This window comes from Nocardia sp. FBN12 (genome assembly GCF_054031145.1).
Window position 1 is genome coordinate 3,596,654 of sequence record NZ_CM132926.1, and the last position, 16,343, is coordinate 3,612,996.

19 protein-coding genes are annotated in these 16,343 nt (G+C 68.0%); 8 read left to right on the top strand and 11 right to left on the bottom strand.

Annotated elements, in window-relative coordinates:
- Positions 1-4: 4 nt before the first annotated feature.
- Positions 5-937, bottom strand: a complete 933-nt coding sequence (locus ACWZHB_RS17280) for a PDR/VanB family oxidoreductase (protein ID WP_427908949.1) — start codon at positions 935-937, stop codon at positions 5-7.
- Between the two features lie 179 nt (positions 938-1,116).
- On the opposite strand from ACWZHB_RS17280, the gene ACWZHB_RS17285 reads away from it, so the two are divergent.
- The 3 genes from ACWZHB_RS17285 to ACWZHB_RS17295 are packed head-to-tail and all read left to right on the top strand — an operon-like array spanning position 1,117 to position 2,206.
- Positions 1,117-1,521 (top strand): hypothetical protein, encoded by a 405-nt coding sequence (locus tag ACWZHB_RS17285; protein WP_427908950.1) that lies wholly within the window; start codon positions 1,117-1,119, stop codon positions 1,519-1,521.
- The gene (locus ACWZHB_RS17290) at positions 1,497-1,787 is read left to right on the top strand and encodes a type II toxin-antitoxin system Phd/YefM family antitoxin (protein WP_427908951.1); all 291 of its coding nucleotides are present in this window, start codon (positions 1,497-1,499) and stop codon (positions 1,785-1,787) included. The genes ACWZHB_RS17285 and ACWZHB_RS17290 overlap by 25 nt, the downstream gene beginning before the upstream one ends.
- Positions 1,784-2,206, top strand: coding sequence for a type II toxin-antitoxin system VapC family toxin (locus ACWZHB_RS17295; RefSeq protein WP_427908952.1), 423 nt, complete (start codon positions 1,784-1,786; stop codon positions 2,204-2,206). The genes ACWZHB_RS17290 and ACWZHB_RS17295 overlap by 4 nt, the downstream gene beginning before the upstream one ends.
- A 31-nt stretch (positions 2,207-2,237) precedes the next feature.
- Here the strand turns inward: ACWZHB_RS17295 and ACWZHB_RS17300 are convergent, their stop codons facing one another.
- Positions 2,238-3,461, bottom strand: a complete 1,224-nt coding sequence (locus tag ACWZHB_RS17300; RefSeq protein ID WP_427908953.1) for a vWA domain-containing protein — start codon at positions 3,459-3,461, stop codon at positions 2,238-2,240.
- On the bottom strand, positions 3,458-4,705 hold the full coding sequence (locus ACWZHB_RS17305) for an AAA family ATPase (RefSeq protein ID WP_427908954.1): 1,248 nt from the start codon (positions 4,703-4,705) through the stop codon (positions 3,458-3,460). The genes ACWZHB_RS17300 and ACWZHB_RS17305 overlap by 4 nt, the downstream gene beginning before the upstream one ends.
- Before the next feature lie 36 nt (positions 4,706-4,741).
- On the opposite strand from ACWZHB_RS17305, the gene ACWZHB_RS17310 reads away from it, so the two are divergent.
- On the top strand, positions 4,742-4,936 hold the full coding sequence (locus tag ACWZHB_RS17310) for a hypothetical protein (protein WP_427908955.1): 195 nt from the start codon (positions 4,742-4,744) through the stop codon (positions 4,934-4,936).
- A 22-nt stretch (positions 4,937-4,958) separates the two neighbouring features.
- Here ACWZHB_RS17310 and ACWZHB_RS17315 read toward each other — a convergent pair whose 3' ends face one another.
- From ACWZHB_RS17315 to ACWZHB_RS17335, 5 genes are all read right to left on the bottom strand, one after another.
- Positions 4,959-6,335, bottom strand: a complete 1,377-nt coding sequence (locus ACWZHB_RS17315) for a hypothetical protein (protein ID WP_427908956.1) — start codon at positions 6,333-6,335, stop codon at positions 4,959-4,961.
- 310 nt (positions 6,336-6,645) lie between these two features.
- Positions 6,646-8,064, bottom strand: coding sequence for a glyceraldehyde-3-phosphate dehydrogenase (locus ACWZHB_RS17320; protein WP_427909194.1), 1,419 nt, complete (start codon positions 8,062-8,064; stop codon positions 6,646-6,648).
- Positions 8,065-8,237: 173 nt separating this feature from the next.
- A complete protein-coding gene (locus tag ACWZHB_RS17325) occupies positions 8,238-8,831 on the bottom strand; it encodes a hypothetical protein (protein WP_427908957.1) in 594 nt (197 codons plus the stop codon).
- Positions 8,832-8,886: 55 nt separating this feature from the next.
- Positions 8,887-9,330 carry a DUF5990 family protein gene (locus ACWZHB_RS17330; RefSeq protein ID WP_427908958.1) on the bottom strand — a complete coding sequence of 148 codons (444 nt, stop codon included), beginning with the start codon at positions 9,328-9,330 and terminating at the stop codon, positions 8,887-8,889.
- 49 nt (positions 9,331-9,379) lie between these two features.
- Complete coding sequence (locus ACWZHB_RS17335) at positions 9,380-11,467, bottom strand: MMPL family transporter (protein WP_427908959.1); 2,088 nt, start codon at positions 11,465-11,467, stop codon at positions 9,380-9,382.
- Between the two features lie 96 nt (positions 11,468-11,563).
- On the opposite strand from ACWZHB_RS17335, the gene ACWZHB_RS17340 reads away from it, so the two are divergent.
- A complete protein-coding gene (locus tag ACWZHB_RS17340) occupies positions 11,564-12,070 on the top strand; it encodes a MarR family winged helix-turn-helix transcriptional regulator (RefSeq protein ID WP_427908960.1) in 507 nt (168 codons plus the stop codon).
- Between the two features lie 5 nt (positions 12,071-12,075).
- Here the strand turns inward: ACWZHB_RS17340 and ACWZHB_RS17345 are convergent, their stop codons facing one another.
- The 3 genes from ACWZHB_RS17345 to ACWZHB_RS17355 all read right to left on the bottom strand — a co-directional run bounded on the left by ACWZHB_RS17345 (position 12,076) and on the right by ACWZHB_RS17355 (position 14,555).
- Positions 12,076-12,627, bottom strand: coding sequence for a Cif family virulence factor (locus ACWZHB_RS17345; protein ID WP_427908961.1), 552 nt, complete (start codon positions 12,625-12,627; stop codon positions 12,076-12,078).
- A gap of 159 nt (positions 12,628-12,786) precedes the next feature.
- The gene (locus tag ACWZHB_RS17350; protein ID WP_427908962.1) at positions 12,787-13,953 is read right to left on the bottom strand and encodes a hypothetical protein; all 1,167 of its coding nucleotides are present in this window, start codon (positions 13,951-13,953) and stop codon (positions 12,787-12,789) included.
- A gap of 209 nt (positions 13,954-14,162) precedes the next feature.
- Positions 14,163-14,555, bottom strand: coding sequence for a PPOX class F420-dependent oxidoreductase (locus ACWZHB_RS17355; RefSeq protein WP_427908963.1), 393 nt, complete (start codon positions 14,553-14,555; stop codon positions 14,163-14,165).
- A gap of 70 nt (positions 14,556-14,625) precedes the next feature.
- On the opposite strand from ACWZHB_RS17355, the gene ACWZHB_RS17360 reads away from it, so the two are divergent.
- From ACWZHB_RS17360 to ACWZHB_RS17370, 3 genes are all read left to right on the top strand, one after another.
- On the top strand, positions 14,626-15,144 hold the full coding sequence (locus tag ACWZHB_RS17360; RefSeq protein WP_427908964.1) for a hypothetical protein: 519 nt from the start codon (positions 14,626-14,628) through the stop codon (positions 15,142-15,144).
- A gap of 5 nt (positions 15,145-15,149) precedes the next feature.
- Complete coding sequence (locus ACWZHB_RS17365; RefSeq protein WP_427908965.1) at positions 15,150-15,698, top strand: TetR/AcrR family transcriptional regulator; 549 nt, start codon at positions 15,150-15,152, stop codon at positions 15,696-15,698.
- 167 nt (positions 15,699-15,865) lie between these two features.
- The gene (locus ACWZHB_RS17370; protein WP_427908966.1) at positions 15,866-16,336 is read left to right on the top strand and encodes a hypothetical protein; all 471 of its coding nucleotides are present in this window, start codon (positions 15,866-15,868) and stop codon (positions 16,334-16,336) included.
- Positions 16,337-16,343: the final 7 nt, after the last annotated feature.

The following is a 16,343-nucleotide window of genomic DNA, read 5'->3' on the forward strand; positions in this document are numbered from 1 at the left end:
CCTTTCAGGCATCGAGCACGAGACGGTCCGTGCGCGCTCGGGAAACGCAGATCATCATGGTTTTGCCCGACTCCTGCTCAGCCGGGGTGAGCACCGAATCACGGTGCTCGACTTCGCCTTCGAGCACGGTGGTCTCGCAGGTCGCGCACGTTCCTTCGCGGCACGACCACAGCACATCGGCGCCTGCCCGTTCGAGTGCGTCCAGGACCGACGATCCCGCCGGTACTTCGATGTTCCGGCCGGAACGGTTGAGCACGACAGTGGTCGGCCGGTCGGGTCCGGTCGCCGCGAGCTCTTTCGGATGAAAACGCTCGACCCGCAGGGCATCCGCCGCACAGTGCTGCTCGACCGCGGCCAGCAGCGGCTCGGGACCACAGCAGTACACGAGGGTGCCCGAGGTCACCGGCGCGAGAATCTCGGCCAGTGGCATCAGCCCGACTTCGTCCTGCGCGTAGCGACGAACCCGCGCGCCATAGGCGGACAGCTCGTCGGCGAACGCCATCCGCGCGCCGGTGCGGCCGCCGTAATGCAGTTGCCAGTCGGCGCCGTGTTGTTCGAGTGCGCCGATCATCGGCAGCAGCGGGGTGATCCCGATGCCGCCGGCGATCAGGAGGTAGCTCGCCGCCTGCGTGAGCGGGAAATTGTTGCGTGGTTCCCGGATCTCCAGCAGCGTGCCCGGCCGCACTTTCTCGTGCATCCACGCCGACCCGCCCCGGCCCTGCTCCTCGAGCAGCACCGCGATGCGATAACTGTCCCGATTCGCGGGGTCGCCACACAGCGAGTACTGGCGAACGACGCCGTCGGGCAGCACGACATCCACGTGCGCACCCGGTTCCCACGGCGGCAGTGGCGCGCCGCCGGGGTCGGTGAGCACAAAGGACAGCACGCCCTCTGATTCGTAGGTGATGGACCGAATTCGCACAATCGCGCTGATCACACGACGAGTCTCGCAGGGGTTCGGCGGCCCGCGGGGATTGATACTTTCAACGAATTGCCGGATTGAAAACGGCTCGATCGACTATCGGTCGTCGGCGTGCGAAACGATCAGGAATCGAGAAGTGTCGAGGTCGGCGCCGTGTCAGCATTGTTTTCTACCGACCGAGGAAAGGGTTTTCGATGAACATCACCTGGGTTCGACGAGCTCACCGCTGGCTTGCCGTCGGCTTCTTGGCGGCAGTGGTCATCACGGTGATCGGGTTGTCGCTCAGCGGACCGGAGTGGGTGGTCTACCTGCCCCTGATTCCGCTCGCGGCGCTCTTCCTGTCCGGTGCGTCGATGTTCGTGGTGCTCTTGCGCGGCTCGCGAGCAGTGCTGGTTTCCCGTGGCAGTACCGGACTCGTCGGCCTGATACACCGTTGGTCGGCGGTGGTGTTCGTCGTCACCGTTGTCGCCACCGTGATCGCGCTGGCGCAACCGGAACCGATCGTATGGGTCTCCTATCTGCCGTTGATTCCGCTCGCCGGGCTCTTCCTGTCCGGCTCGTTCATGCTGGCGACATGGGCACGCCGTACGGTATTGTAGGTACGTACCTACAATGGGAGATTGCGATGACTTCGATGAGCGCTCGGGAGTTCAACCAGGACGTCAGCGCTGCGAAACGGGCTGCGACCGTGGAGCCGGTCGTGATCACAGATCGCGGTGAGGACGCTTTTGTGCTCTTGTCTATCGACGAGTACCGGCGACTGAAGGCCGACAGTCAGGACCTCGTCTCCCGCCTGAGCATGGACGACGAAATCGAGTTCGAACCGGCACCGCTGCAGGTGAATCTGCGGGTCGCAGACCTGTGACTTTCCTCCTCGACACCAACGTCATCAGTGAGTTGCGCAAGTCGCGGCAGTCGGCGAACCCGCAGGTGCGCTCATGGGTGGCGCAACGACGACCGTCCGACTTGTTCCTGAGCGTCATTACGATCATGGAGGTCGAAATCGGTATCGGCCGAATTGAACGACGCGACGCCGCGCAGGGCAATCGATTGCGCACGTGGCTCGAAGACGATCTGTTGGATGTCTTCGCGAACCGGATTCTGGCATTTGACCTCGCCGTCGGCCGACGCGCCGCACGGTTGCACGTTCCGGACCCACGCCCCGAGCGCGATGCGATGATCGCGGCAACCGCGAGTGAGCACGGCATGATTGTAGTGACTCGCAATCTCGCGGACTTCGAGCCGATGGGCGTGCCTGTCCTCAACCCCTGGGTGCACGCCTGACGGTCCGTCCTATAACACCGTCATCTCGGCCTCACCCGATGTCGACCACCCGTGCCCACGCAGGTGGTCGGTCCGGAACGTAGTCCGGATCGCCCTCCTGCCATGCGCGCGGGCGGCGGAACAGGCCGACCACGGTTCGACAGGCCGGTTGGTGTGTGGGCCAGGGAGTTTGGCCGTCGGTCAGGGCGACGAGGACGTCCGGGCGGGTGCGCAGGGCAAGGGTGAAACCGGTGCGCAGGTCGGTGCCGCCACCGCCGATCAGCGTCATGCCCTCGGCCTGGCACAGTGGGTGGGCGATTCTGGCCGCCGCGTCGCAGGAAAACACGGTGACCAGGTCGCGGCGGCCGCCGACGGCGCGGATGATGGCGGCCACTTCGAGTAGGGCGCTGCCCAGTTCGTCGTCGCTGACCGATCCCGAGGTGTCGATCACCACGCTGACCTTGGGTGGGGTGCGGCGCAGGCTCGGCAGCACGATGCCGGGGAGTGCGGTCGAGCGCCGGGCGGGGCGGCGGTAGGTGTAATCCTCGCCGACGCCGGGGGCCGAGGCGGCCGCGCGGAGGGCGGCTCCGAGCAGATCCCGCCACGGTTGTGAGGGGTGCAGGGCCTCGTTCGCCCAGCGTCGCCACCCCTGGGGCGCGTCTCCTGGACGGCCGACGATGCCCTGCGCCACGAGGAATCGGACGCCTTCGCGCTGCTGTTCGCTGAGACCGTCGGCGCCGTCGGGTCCCAGTTCCCACTCACGGTCCGATCCGTCCGCGCCGCTACCGCAGTCGAGCCACGCCATGCCTTCCGTCAGATGCCCGAGGCGGAACTGACCCAGGTAGTCCTCCATGAGTTGACCTGGATCCAGCCCCAAGGTGCTGGGCAGGACCGCGCCCTCGGGCCAGACCAATCCGTCGCCGAACGCGTCGTCGTTGATCTCGGCATCCGCGGCGATATTCATGCGCAGGCGCTCCCCCGGGCCGGTCAGCTCGTGGGCGTGGGCGTAGCGGTCGCTGCGCGCGTGATGGTCTCGCAGCAGGTGCGAAACCTCGTGCACCAGAATCGAAGCCAGATCTTCCACCGGCGTGCTGTCGACGAACCGGGGCGACACGTAGCACCGCCAGTGTTTGTCCACCCCCATCGTCGGCACCCCTCGCGACTCGACGATGTGCAGCGCGTACAGGGCAGTCGCCAGATAAGGACGGGCCGAGACCGCTTGCAGCCGTGCGGCATACAGCTTGTCGAAATCCAGCCCGGTGGTATCCGCCGTCATCGGCCCGCCTTGACCGCAACGCGGGCCGCGGCGCGATCAGCGCTCTGGGATACCGACACCACCGCGGCGAGTTGTTCGATCGACGCGGGCACCTCCCAGTTGTCGCGGCGCAGCGTGGCCAGGGTGGTCGCGGGAACGACCACCAGGTCGGGTGCCCCGGTTTCCAGGGCTTTGACCAGCAGCGACCAGGCCGCGTCCCACCGTGCCTTCTCCGGTCGTTTGCGGACCGCGGCCACCACACCGTCGAGGGCCGCCTGGCGCAGGTCGCCCCGCGTCGGCAGTTCGGCGGCGGCCGGATCGGCCAGCAGCGCTTCCGGGTCGGGCAGGTCCATCCGATCGATGCTGGTCAGCAGTTCGAACCCGGCGCCGTCGCCGACCGTGCCGCGGATCAACTGCGACAGCACATCGCGACTCGCGTCGGCCGCGGTGGCGAAGGAGATCAGGCGCAGGGTCATCTCCCAGCTGCGCGGCGACGGCCACGGCCCGCCCCGCCGGGTTTCGGTGGTGGGAATCTGATGCACGAGTTTCGGTCGCGCCGCGAGCAGCGTGCAGACCGCCCGCCGAGCGAAAGCGACTGCCTCCGAAAAGCTTTCGGAGGCCAGCTGCGGCAAGGTCGCGCGCGGCCAGGTTCCGCCGAGGCCCCGGACGACGACGTCGTGCTCATGGGTCCACTGCAGGTGCACGAAGCGGTTCGCCAGCGGTGGGCTCAGCTCCCAGCCGTCAGCGGCCGAGGAGCGCGGGTTGGCGGCCGCGACGATGCGCACACCCGGCGGCAGTTCCAGTGCGCCGACCCGCCTTTCGAGAACGACGCGCAACAGTGCGGCCTGCACGGCGGGCGGTGCGGTGGACAGCTCGTCGAGGAACAGCAAGCCGCGCCCGGCCCGCACGAGTCGCACCGCCCAGTCCGGCGGCGCCATCGGCACACCCTGGTTGGCGGGGTCGTCGCCGATGATCGGCAGGCCCGAAAAGTCCGACGGCTCGTGCACACTCGCGATGACCGTGGTCAGCGGCAGGTCAAGGGACTCCGCGAGCTGGGTGAGGGCCGCGGTCTTGCCGATGCCCGGCTCGCCCCACAGCAGGACCGGTAGGTCGGCGGCCACTGCCAAGGTGAGAGCTTCCAGTTGGGTGTTGCGACGCGGCTCTGTCGTCACTTCACCCAGCATGGCGAGGAGTTCGCCCGCGATATCGAGCTGGGAGTGGGCGGCGCGAATCGGGAGCGGCGGGCAGAGGGTGTGAACAGTCATGTGTGAATCACCTTTGGGTTCAGAAGAATTCGATGGATGATGGCAGGTGGAGCGAAGCTCGGCCTCGGCCGACGAAGGCACCGGATGACCTGCTCGGAATTCAGCAGCGACGCCAGCATGGTCGGCACTGCGAAAGCCGCACGAGCCGAACGCGCGAGTCAGCCCGTCGAGGCGGATCAGCTGGTCATCGCAGGTCGGCACGACTTCGCCTGTCAGTGCGACACCGCGTGATCCCGATGGCCCGGACGGCAACTCAGCGCAAGACCGCGTGTCTCGGACGGGCGCGACGGCCTTTACGGTCGTACCGGTCAGGAGGGGTATGGCCGCGACCCGGCGCGGGCAGGCCCGCCCGGAAGAGGCCGTAGGTAATCCGTTGTCGTACAGCGGCTTCGAGCGCGTCACGCAGGGGTCCGTCGCGCAGCACCGCGTCGGCGCCGAGCTTTGTTTCGACGATGGTGAGCGCGCCGTCGATATCGCCGTGGTCCAGACGGTCGCAGACGCCGACCAGCCAATCCGGCTGGCGCAGTGATCGGTCGATGGCTTGCAGGCAGGGCATCGGCGTGCCGGTCAGGGCTGCCAGGAGTTCTTCGCGCCGGATTTCGGCAGGGTCGTGGTCCAGGGCGGCGAGCACCCCGTTCACCAGGCCGATCCGGTGGCGTTCGCCCCGGCATTCCACGAGCCGATAACCGGCGGCGATCGCGGATCTCTCGATCGGCGCTCCGTCGCGGCCGAGCGCGGAAGCGACCAGCGGATGCAGGCGATCGGCGGTGATCGCGTCCGCGCGCAGCAATTCCAGGTCGGGGAGAACCCAGGTCGCCGCGTCGGGCAGGACCGGAAGGGCCGAGATGCCGCCACGCGGATGTTCCCTCGAAATCCGCACCGCGGGTGGATCATCCGCGCGCACATCCAGCACAACCCGTTTCCGCGCACCACACCGCACCAGGACGAGCCCGGACCGGCGCCCCTGCGCCCGCAGCAGAATTCCCGCTTCGTCCGCCCAGCGATCGACGGCACATCCCGGCGGAATCGTTGCGGGCAGACCGGAGCCGGGATCGTCACCCGGTGGCAGCGACACGGGTTCCCCGGAGGCGGGTTCGATGCCTGACGCAATCGCCGTGGCGGCGAATTGCGCTGCTCCAGAACGGGTTCGCAACTCCTGCGCTCTGCGCGAATCCCACAGGTGCCGGTGCAGGTCGAGACGGTAGCGACTGTTGGGCCGAGGGTGGGGGTGCATGCGCGCACTGGTCGCGGGGCTCGCCATGTCCCACAGCGTGAGGCCGATCCGCTGGCCGGCCGCCGCCCAAGCCGGTGGCGTGCGGACCACCAGGTACACGGAACCGGCACTGGGCGTGGACATTCCGATATCGAGGTCGCCGATGTCATCGGCGTCGTAGCGAGCCAGCACCATCGTCAACCCGGGCCGCAACAATCCGTCCGGCGCGATTCTGGGGAGATGCCAGCGCAGCAGATCCGGCGCCAGGTGTCGCAGGTCGGCCCGCACGTGGGCGGCGAGTCCCCGCCCGTGCGTCCGCGCCAATGCCCGCAAGTCCACATCGACGTCGACGTGAGCCGCGGCGCACGCACCGGACCAGTCACCGACGAGACGCCGTGCGGTAGCTACTTCGATCATCCCGGGCGGCACAGCGAGCTCGCGCACCCGTAACCAAAGGGCTTGGCGCGCATCGTCATATGACGAACGAGTGCTCTGCGGAATTTTCGTGAATTCCCCGCGATCGAGCGGGAGAGAAGCCGGTTCGATGACCGGCGTGGGGCTCAACGGCCCGGGCGCAGGACGCCCTTTCGACTGGATGTCATGTGGCCAGTATGCACAACATCGCGCACCCCGACAAGCGGTGACGTTCGATCGCCCGGCCCGCGACCGGGTCGACGAACAAGGCGGGCCCAGGTCAGCGACCCGGACCCGCCTCAGCGATAACTCGCTATCGCGCGTCGGTCAGCTCGCGCGCGTCGGACCGGTCGCCCAGCTGGGGATAGGTCGGGTATTCGATGCCCGAGATGTACTGCACGGTCCGCACCACCTGGCACGAGTAGCCGAACTCGTTGTCGTACCAGACGTAGAGAATCGCGGTGTCGCCCTCGACGATGGTGGCGTTGGCGTCGATGATCGAGGCCGCGCGCGAGCCGATGAAGTCGCTCGAGACCGCGTCGGTGGCGGCGGTGTAGTCGAGGTTACGGCTCAACGGGCCCGCGAGCGATACCTGACGCAGGTACGCGAGCACGTCTTCCTTGGTCGTGTCCTGCTTCAGCTGCAAGTTCAGGATCGCGACGGAGACGTCCGGGGTGGGCACGCGGATCGAGTTGCCGGTGATCTTGGCCTTGAAGTCCGGCATCGCCTTGGCCACCGCGGAGGCGGCGCCGGTCTCGGTGAGCACCAGGTTGAACGGCGCGGACCGGCCGCGACGATCGGCCTTGTGGTAGTTGTCGAGGAGGTTCTGGTCGTTGGTGAACGAGTGCACCGTCTCCACGTGACCGCGCACGATGCCGAACTCGTCGTCCATGGCCTTGAGCGGCGGCACGATCGCGTTGGTCGTGCAGGAGGCGCAGGAGAAGATCTCCTGCGACAGGTCGAGGTCGCGGTGGTTGACCCCGTGCACGATGTTGGGCACGTCACCCTTGCCCGGCGCGGTGAGCACCACCTTCGCGATGCCGGGGCGCAGGTGCTGCGCCAGGCCCTCGCGGTCACGCCAGCGACCGGTGTTGTCGATCAGGATCGCGTTGTCGATGCCGTAGGCGGTGTAGTCGATCGTCGTCGGGTCATCGCTGTAGATGAACTTGATGACGTTGCCGTTCGCGGTGATCGTGTCGTTGTCGGTATCGACCTTGATCGTGCCGTTGAAGTGCCCGTGCACCGAGTCACGGCGCAGCAGCGACGCGCGCTTGGCAAGGTCGTCGTCGCCACCCTTGCGCACCACCACCGCGCGCAGGCTCAGCCCGTTGCCCGACCCGGCCTTCTCGATCAGCAGCCGGGTGACCAGCCGCCCGATCCGCCCGAACCCGTAGAGCACCACATCACGCGGCCCCTGCGACACGGCCTTGTTGCCGTCGCTCACCTCGGCCAGCACCGCGGTGGTGTACTCCTCGACCGACAGCCCACGCTCATCCGCGTGAAATGCCATCACGAGCTGACCCAGATCGATCTTGCACGGCCCCAGATCCAACTGGCTGATGACCTGCAGAAACGGCAGAGTCTCGTCCACCGACAGCTCTTCGCCGCCGATCTGGCGCGCGAACCGATGCGTCCGCAGAATGCTGATCACCGACTTGTTCACCAGCGACCGGCTGTGCAGCAGAATCGTCACACCCTTGCTGCGATACAGCGTTCCGATGATCGGAATCATCGCCTCCGCCGCGGCTTCCTGGGCGTTCCAGCGATCAAGTTGTTCGGTAGTCAACACACGTCCTCTAGTTTTCAACGATGTTTGCGTTGTATCGATGCTAGTGAGGGCGGAATTTTCACCGAGGGCCACTCCCCACCGGTGAGATCATGCGCACTGTGTGTATCGGCGAGCGATCAGAACTTTCCTGTGTGATGGTCGACTCGGTGGCCCAGCCGGGTAGTGAACTCGGCGATGAACTCCTCGGTCAGGGATGGCCAGCCCCAGAAGTCGAAGGCGAGGGTGCCGAGGGCGAAACCCCACGGCCACTGCCAGTCGATGATCGGGCTGGTCGTCTGGCACGCGGGGCACGACACCGCGCCGGCGCCTGTCTGCTCCCAGGCCTCGATCGCGGCCGAAAAGGGTTGCCATACCGCGGGATCCGCTTCCCAGGCCTGTGGGTAGTCGATGATCACCGTCTTCGCCTGGCAGCTCGGGCAGGTCGCGTCGGCCGGTTCGATCTCGCCCTGACCGCCGTAGTGAGCGTGGCGGCCGACGATGACCGCTACCGGTGCGGGAATCCAATCGGCGTCCGAATTGTCGGCGATCTCGGCCCAGGCACGCCCCGCGACGTACCCTTCGTCGGCGTGGAGGCTGTACATCGCGTAACCCGATTTCTCCCGGAGCAGCCACCCCCTCGACACCATCCAGTCGACCATCCGCTCCGCCACCACCTCCGCGTCCGCCGCAGCTACGTCGAGATCGACAATCCGTTCGAAGTAATCACCCACCCCTGCATCCTGCCACCGGGGACCGACACCCGCCGCGGGCCGGTGGACACCGCACTCAGGTCGCGGCAGTCCAGCTGATCATGGCGGGTTTCACCCTGGCGCACAGCGGGTTTCCGGTCGCGTCGGTGAGGCCGAGACGCGCCTCCAGTACTCCCGATTCCGTCGCGGCGGCGAGGGTCTCAGCGGGGACGTCGGCGAGCATCAGTTTGGCCCGGCGGAACATGGTGAGCGTGCCGCCGTCATCGACGGTGACCCAACTGAGGTAGACGAACCGCTCCCCTGGTCGACCCTGGATGTAGGCCCCGCGAATATCGGCGTCGACCACAGTGCACTCCACCGTCCACGCGACAGTGTCCGCGTCACCGCGTTGCGGGTCGAGCAGTTCCTGTGGCCGGTTCTTCCGCTGCACGCCGACGTGGATGTTCGAGTACGTGGCCTCGTTCCCCGCCGGCCGGCAGGACGACCCGGGCAGCTGCGTCCCCACGATTCGGATGAGCATGCGGCCATTGTCGCGCACACGCCGATTCTCGCTCGCTCGTGCCCGACGATCAGCCCACCGTCGCCGACTCGTCCGTAGGAGACTGCGCTGCTTGGTCTTTCGTGGGCGTTGCCGGCCACCACACCCTGTCGCCCAGGAGCGCGAACAACGCGGGGACGACCAGCGTGCGAACCACGAACGTGTCGAGCAGGATGCCGATCCCGACCACGATGCCCAGCTGGGTCAGGGTGATCAACGGCAGCACACCGAGCACACAGAACACCGCGGCGAGGACGACACCGGCGCTGGTGATCACGGCACCGGTCGAGGCGACGGCGCGCACCATCCCCTGCGTGGTGCCGTGCGCACCCGCTTCCTCGCGCGCCCTGGTGACCAGGAAGATCGTGTAATCCACGCCGAGCGCTACCAGGAACAGGAAGCCGAACAGCGGCACGTTCGTGTCCAGCGCGGGGAAGCCGAAGACCGTGCCGCTGATCCAGCTGCCCGCACCGAGCGCGGCGAGCGCACTGAGAACCGTGACGCCGACGAGCAGCACGGCGGCGGGCACCGCGCGCAGTAGCGCCAGCAACACCAGCAGCACGACCGCGAGGATCAGCGGAATGACCAGCGCCTGGTCGCGGCGGGCGGCGTCGCGGATGTCGAGCGCTTCGGCGTCCGACCCACCGACGAGCGCCTCGGCGCCGGGGACCGCGCCGACCGCCGTCCTGATCGCCGCGATGGTGGTGAACGCCTCCGCTGAGCCCGGTGCGGCGTCGAGCACGACGGACCAGCGTGTCGAACCGTTCTCGGCGGTGCCGGTGGCCGTGGCGCGCGAGACACCCTGCACGCCGTCGAGTGCCGTCTGGATCTGGGCGGTGGTCGTACTCCGCGCGATCACCACGGCTGGATCCGACGAGCCGGACGGGAAGTGTTCGGCCATGGCCTCCAGCCCGTCGACCGATTCGGCCTCGACACGGAACTGTTCGGTCTGCGAGAGGCCGATGTCGGTGGTCGCGAGCCCGGTGGCGAAGACGATCAGAACCGCCGAAGCCGCCCCGGCGACCACGGCCGGACGTCGCACCACGCGCCTCGCGACCACCGCCCACGCGCCCTGCTCGGCCGCGTCGCGACCGTCCGGGCGCGGCACGAACGGCCAGAAGATCCGCCGCCCGCACAGTGCCAGCGCGGGCGGCAACGCGGCGAGGACGAAGACCAGCGCCACCACGAGCCCGGCCGCGGCGAACGCGCCGAGGCTGCGGGTATTGGGTAGCAGGGCGAGCAACAGCGTCAGCAGGGCGAGGACGACGGTGACATTGCTGGCGACGATGGCGGGCGCGGCATGGCGCACCGCGGCGCGCAACGCCACTCGATGGTCGGTGTGGCGATGCAGTTCGTCGCGGTACCGCGACACCAGCAGCAGCGCGTAGTTCGTCCCCGCTCCGAAGACGAGCACGCTGGTGATACCCGAGGTCGAACCGTCGAAAGCCAGCCCGGTGAGCTCGGCCAGCAGCGTGCCGACGCTGGTGGCGACGCGATCGGCGAGGCCGACCACCGTCAACGGCACCAGCCACAACACCGGCGAGCGATAGGTGAGGATGAGCAAGACCATCACCACGATCGCGGTGACGATCAGCAGGAGCGCGTTCGCGCCGGAGAAGGAATCGGCGATGTCGGCGCCGAAAGCCGGTCCGCCGGTGATCTGCACGCGCACCGTATCGGGCAGGTCGGTGGTGACGGCGACCCGCAGTTCGCCGATCCGGTCGGTGAGCGCGAAGCCGTTGAGCTGGGCGGACACCGGGATCTGGGCGAGCGCGGCGCGCCCGTCGGGAGCGATGATCACCGGGGTGTGATCCCCCGCGCGGGTGAGCGCCGCATCCGTTGCCGCGAGATCGCCCGGGGTCAGTACGCCGCCGTCGGCGCGCGTCGCCACCATGATCGCGGCCGCCGTTCCGGCATCGGGAAACCGTGCGGCGGCCTCGGCGGCCTCGGCCGATTCCGCCGATCGCGGCAACGACACCGGGGCCTGGCCCGCGCTGTCGTTGCTCCCCGCCAGCGCCATCACGGCCATGGCGGCCGCGACGACCACCAGCAGCACCGCCCACGATCGCCGACCCGTCACCAGCCCAGCGAACCGGTCCCAGCCGTTCCCGTCGCTCATTCGCATCACGCCAAAACTATTTCAGAAACTTAAATAGTTGGCAATCGCGGCGCGTCCGACAGCTAAGCTCCCTGTCGGACAGAGAGGAGGCCGCGCATGGGTGACGACACCGACCCGGCCACCGACCGGACAGGGTTGGAGACCGACATAGCCAGGGACCTCCGTGCCCTGACCGCGATCTCCGAACAGATCGGCCACGTCTTCGCTCGCTCGAACGACCTGCGCCCCAATGATTTCCGCGCCCTGATGCATATCGCGACCGCCGACGCAGAGGGCGCACCGCTCAGCGCGGGCCAGTTGAGCAGATCGATGGGCGTCTCCGCACCCGCCGTCACCTACCTGGTCGAGCGCATGATCGAAGCCGGACACCTCGAACGCGTCGCCGATCCGACCGACCGGCGACGGGTCCACCTGAGCTATACCGACCAGGGCATGTCCGTCGCATCCGGCTTCTTCGGCCCACTCAGCACACGCACCCGCGCCGCGCTGGCCTGCCTGCCCGACGCCGATCTGACCGCCGCCCACCGTGTCCTCGTCGGCGTCACCGCCGCGCTGCGCGAGTTCTACGCCGAGTTACCGGAGCCGGGGCAGGCCGCCGAGTAGTAACATCACCACAGCGGAACCGGGGTGGCGCCCATCTTGTACCAGCCGGGCAGATTTCCCTTGGCGTTCACTACGCGGTCGATGCGCTTGCTGATGCCCGCGGTCATGTCGCCGTTGGTGATCATCTCGGTGAACAGCGCGGTCAGGTTGCCGTAGTCGAAGAAGTCGCGCTGCCACTTCCACTGGAAGTCGCCGCCGTATTTGAACCAACTGCCCTGGATACCGGTGAGCGCGTAGTTCGTTCCGTCGGTCCGTGTGACATCGCAGACCTGTTTCCACAATCCGAGCATGCCGCCGGTCTGCTCGTCGACCACCCAGGACTGATACGGGTAGGTCCAGCCGTCCAGACCGTCCATCTCCGAACCGATGGCCCAGTCCCGGATCTCGGTGCGCCCGACCGCCATGAAGTCGTGTTTCGGGCCGTAGTTCCAGCCGTAGGTGGCGTCCTCGGTGTAGAACTCGGCCAGCGGGCGCCAGTCGCCTGCGCGTTCGCAGTCGACGTTCGCCTGCAACCAGCGTTCGATCATCTCGTCGAGTTCGGCGCGGGGAAATGACATCGAGATCTGCTCCGATCTGTGCAACGCACTCTTGGTAGCAGGTACGTTACGCACAGGATCGACGGTTGTACAGACACTTGTCCAATTATCTGTCCGGCAGTTTTCTTCGATGCCCTTCCTATGTCCGCCACAGCATTTCAGCCCGACGACACACCGCCGCTACCCCGGCCCGGTGACGTCCTCGCCAGCCCGTCGCGGCCGGGCGACAAGCTCCAGCGCGAGCAAGACGACGCCGGTGACCACCGCGATCAGCACCGCCACCCGTACGGTCGGATAGTCCCAGAACAGCAGTACCGCGGCGGCGACGAGCAGCACGGCCCCACGCACCCACCCCAGATTCGCCGCGACGAACCCCGATACCGGACCGCCCTCGCCGCGCCGGAGCCGATCCCCTACCCGACCGGCGGTCGCGCGTACCCAGGACGCCGGCGCCGACGGGCCGGCGAGGAAGGCACCCAGCCCCACCGCGGCGGCCGACACCGCGAGCACCCGCATACTCATCCGCAACGGACCCACCAGGGTGTCGAAGACGATCCGGGCGACCTCCGGTGAGATCGACTGCGCCGGAACATGTTCGAGATACACGCGACGCGCGATCAGCAACGCCACCGCGAGCACGACCATCGACACCAGCACACCCGCCGCGACGGCGAGGATCGCGCGCCGACGGAAACCGTTGCCCGCCACCAGAACCGCGCTCAGCGCACAACCCACCGCGACGGCCGCCAGCACGATCGCCGCCCGGTCCAGCAGCCGCACCGCCCGCTGCGCCTGTGCCAGGTCGTCCGATTCGGCGAGCACGAATTCGGTCGGTAGGTCGATGGCGCGGTCAGCGAGGACGAAACCGCGGCTGTCCAGTTCGTCGACGAGCTCGGCCACCATCGGAGTGAGCGAGATCGACACCACGCCGGCCTGCACCCGCAAGGCGCCCTCGTCGATTCCGGTGACCGCCGCGACCAGCCCGCGATGCGCCTGCCGGTTCGCCGCGTTCCACAGTTCGGGGAAGGCATCGCTGTGCACAAGGGCGCTCACCGCGTTCCGGACCAGCCCTTCGGACTGCGCCGCCAGCAGCGCGGGCACGCTCCGCAGCGCGGCGGTCACGCGCGGACCGCGGTTCTCGGCGTCGCCGACCGTGTCGAGCAGATCGGATGCCAACCGCTCGACGTCGACCCGGGACATGACAGACCGGGTGAGCGCGTCCACGACAGCCGTCTGAATCGCAGGGTCGGCGGCGAGCGGGGCCACGGTGTCGACATAGTGGTCGGTATCGAGGACCTGCGCCCGCAGAAATCCTGCGATAACGGCGGCGAATGTGAAGATCCCCATGACGCACACCAGCAATGCGACGGCAGTTCGCCGCCCCCGGCTACCAGAATCAGTCGTCATCTGTCCGGCTTTCTCGCTGACGTCGAGTCCGATCATCGTATCCCGCACCCGCTGACCGAACGGACTGCCGCGCAGCGGACCAGATCTGCTCCACAACACTTGTCGTGGCGATCATTCGGCACACCCAGCGTGCTCGGACTGCCGACCCGCTAGATATCCAGGCGGATCCGGATGCCCACCATGCGCTCGGAGCCTCCGCGCAGCCTGCTGCCCAGCAGTCCTATCCGGGCGACCAGCCCGTACTTGCGCTTCATCAGCCCGGTGAAGTGCGCGCTCGCGTCCGGCGCGAGCACCTCGGCGATGCCGGGAACCGCGGGACCGAACGGCTTGCCACGCCAGTCGCAGGGCGCGACCGTCACGCGGCCCCCATTGCGGATCCGCTTCACCTTCCCCGCGTCCGCCGCGCTCCACACGGCCAGCGTTCGGCCGTCGCGCATCACCCAGACCGGCGTGGGGACCGCCCTGCCGTCTCGGCGGAACGTGGTGAGTAGCAGGTACTTGCCGGCGGCGAGCTCGCCGAGCACCGTGTCGGGGTGTTTCATGGCACCATACTAACTAGTTAGTTAACTATTGTGTCCGAGGAAGCGCACGACGCGTTCGAAAGGAATCCGCATGGGGCGATTCGTCGGGACTCTGCTCGCGGGCTTCGCGGTGGGCACCCCCGCGATCCCGGTCGGCCTCTCCCTGTCACTGCCCGGCCCGGTCGCGTTGATCGCGGTGTTGCTCGGCGCGGCCTGCTGTGTGGTCTTCGCGGTGTTCGCCATGGAACGCGCCAGGGCGCGCTGGCAGTCGTGGCGCGGACGCCGCAAGTCGGTTGCCGCACAGGCTGTTTCGGTGAATACCGCCAACGGTGCGGCCCCCTGCGACGCGACCGTCGGGCAGACGCCCCCCGTGCACGCCCGGCTCTCCGGCGCGACGGGCCTGCGGGCCCCGCGAGTCCTCGACCGCTATGGCGTCGCGGGCTTCGGCATCGTCGGACCCGCGCTTTTCGGCACCTGGGGCTCGGCCCTACTCGGTGCGGCACTCGGCATCCCCCGCTGGCCGCTGATCTGCTGGCTGATGATCGGGATCACCCTGTGGTGCACGGTGCTGCTCGTCGCATCGGACGCGGTCTTGGCCGTCCTACGATGACCCCCATGTCCCGAGCCGACGCCACCAAGGCCCGCATTCTCCAGGCCGCCACCGACGAGTTCGCCACGTACGGCATCGCCGGAGCCCGGGTGGACCGGATCGCCAAGACGGCGGCGGCCAACAAGAACCTCATCTACGTCTACTTCTGCAGCAAGGACCAACTCTTCGACGCGGTCTTCGACGCCCACGTCACCCACGGCCTGAATTCGGTCCCCTTCACCCCCGAGGACCTCCCCGAGTACGCCGGACGGCTGTTCGACTACTGCCGCCGACACCCCGATGTCATCCGGCTGGCCACCTGGCACCGCCTGGAACGCGGCGACCGAGACCTGGCCGGCACGCCCGCGCGGGACGCCAAACTGGACGCACTCGCCGCGACACAGCGCAAGGACCGCATCGGCTCCGACTTCTCCCCCACCGCACTGCTGACCATCGTCTTGAGCATTGCGCTGGCGTGGAGCCCCGGCAACGTCACGAACCTGCCCGCCGTAGCGGCCGAGAGCGCCGACGAACGCCGACGCGCGATCGTCGAGGCCGTGCGTCGCCTCCTGTGAGCCGCACCGCCGCGTACCGCCGACAGGCAACCCGAGGGATATCCCTGAGCTGAAGCTCCGGGTCGAGACCTGATGTGCCCGGCCCCCTCCGACGGGACCATTGCAGGATGGAAAGCGTTGGCAATCAGGATATTTCAGGCAGCGTTCGACGGCGGCGCGGTATCGCCGTGCTCGCATCGGCCGTCACGGCAGCGAGCCTGCTCGGGCTCTCGACGGGAACCGCGTCCGCGAACACCGCAGGCAGCTGCTTGTGGGCGGACAGCCCGTCTTCGCAGGGAGTCACCGTCATCGCAGGCGGCTGGACCTTCACCTGCGGCCGATCGCGGACCGGGGACGCGCGCTGGGATCGCGGGTCGTCGACGCAGCGCGCGAGCACAGTCGCCAATCCCGGCGCCGCAGGCGATCCCACCGGCCGTTTCAGCGCGGGAGCCGTCCAGCCGGGCACCAGCTACACCGACTACTGCGTAGGCGACCAGCTCGTCAGCGGTCGCGAAGCGGTCTACGAAGCCGTGCCGGACGGCCACGGTCTGCGCTGGCGGCCAGCGGGCCCGATCGCACAGTGGCGTTTCGATCAGGGCGACGGTACTGCGCCGACCGCACGGTCCGCGAGCGAGTGCCGGGCAGATCCTCAGTACTGAGCCCGGC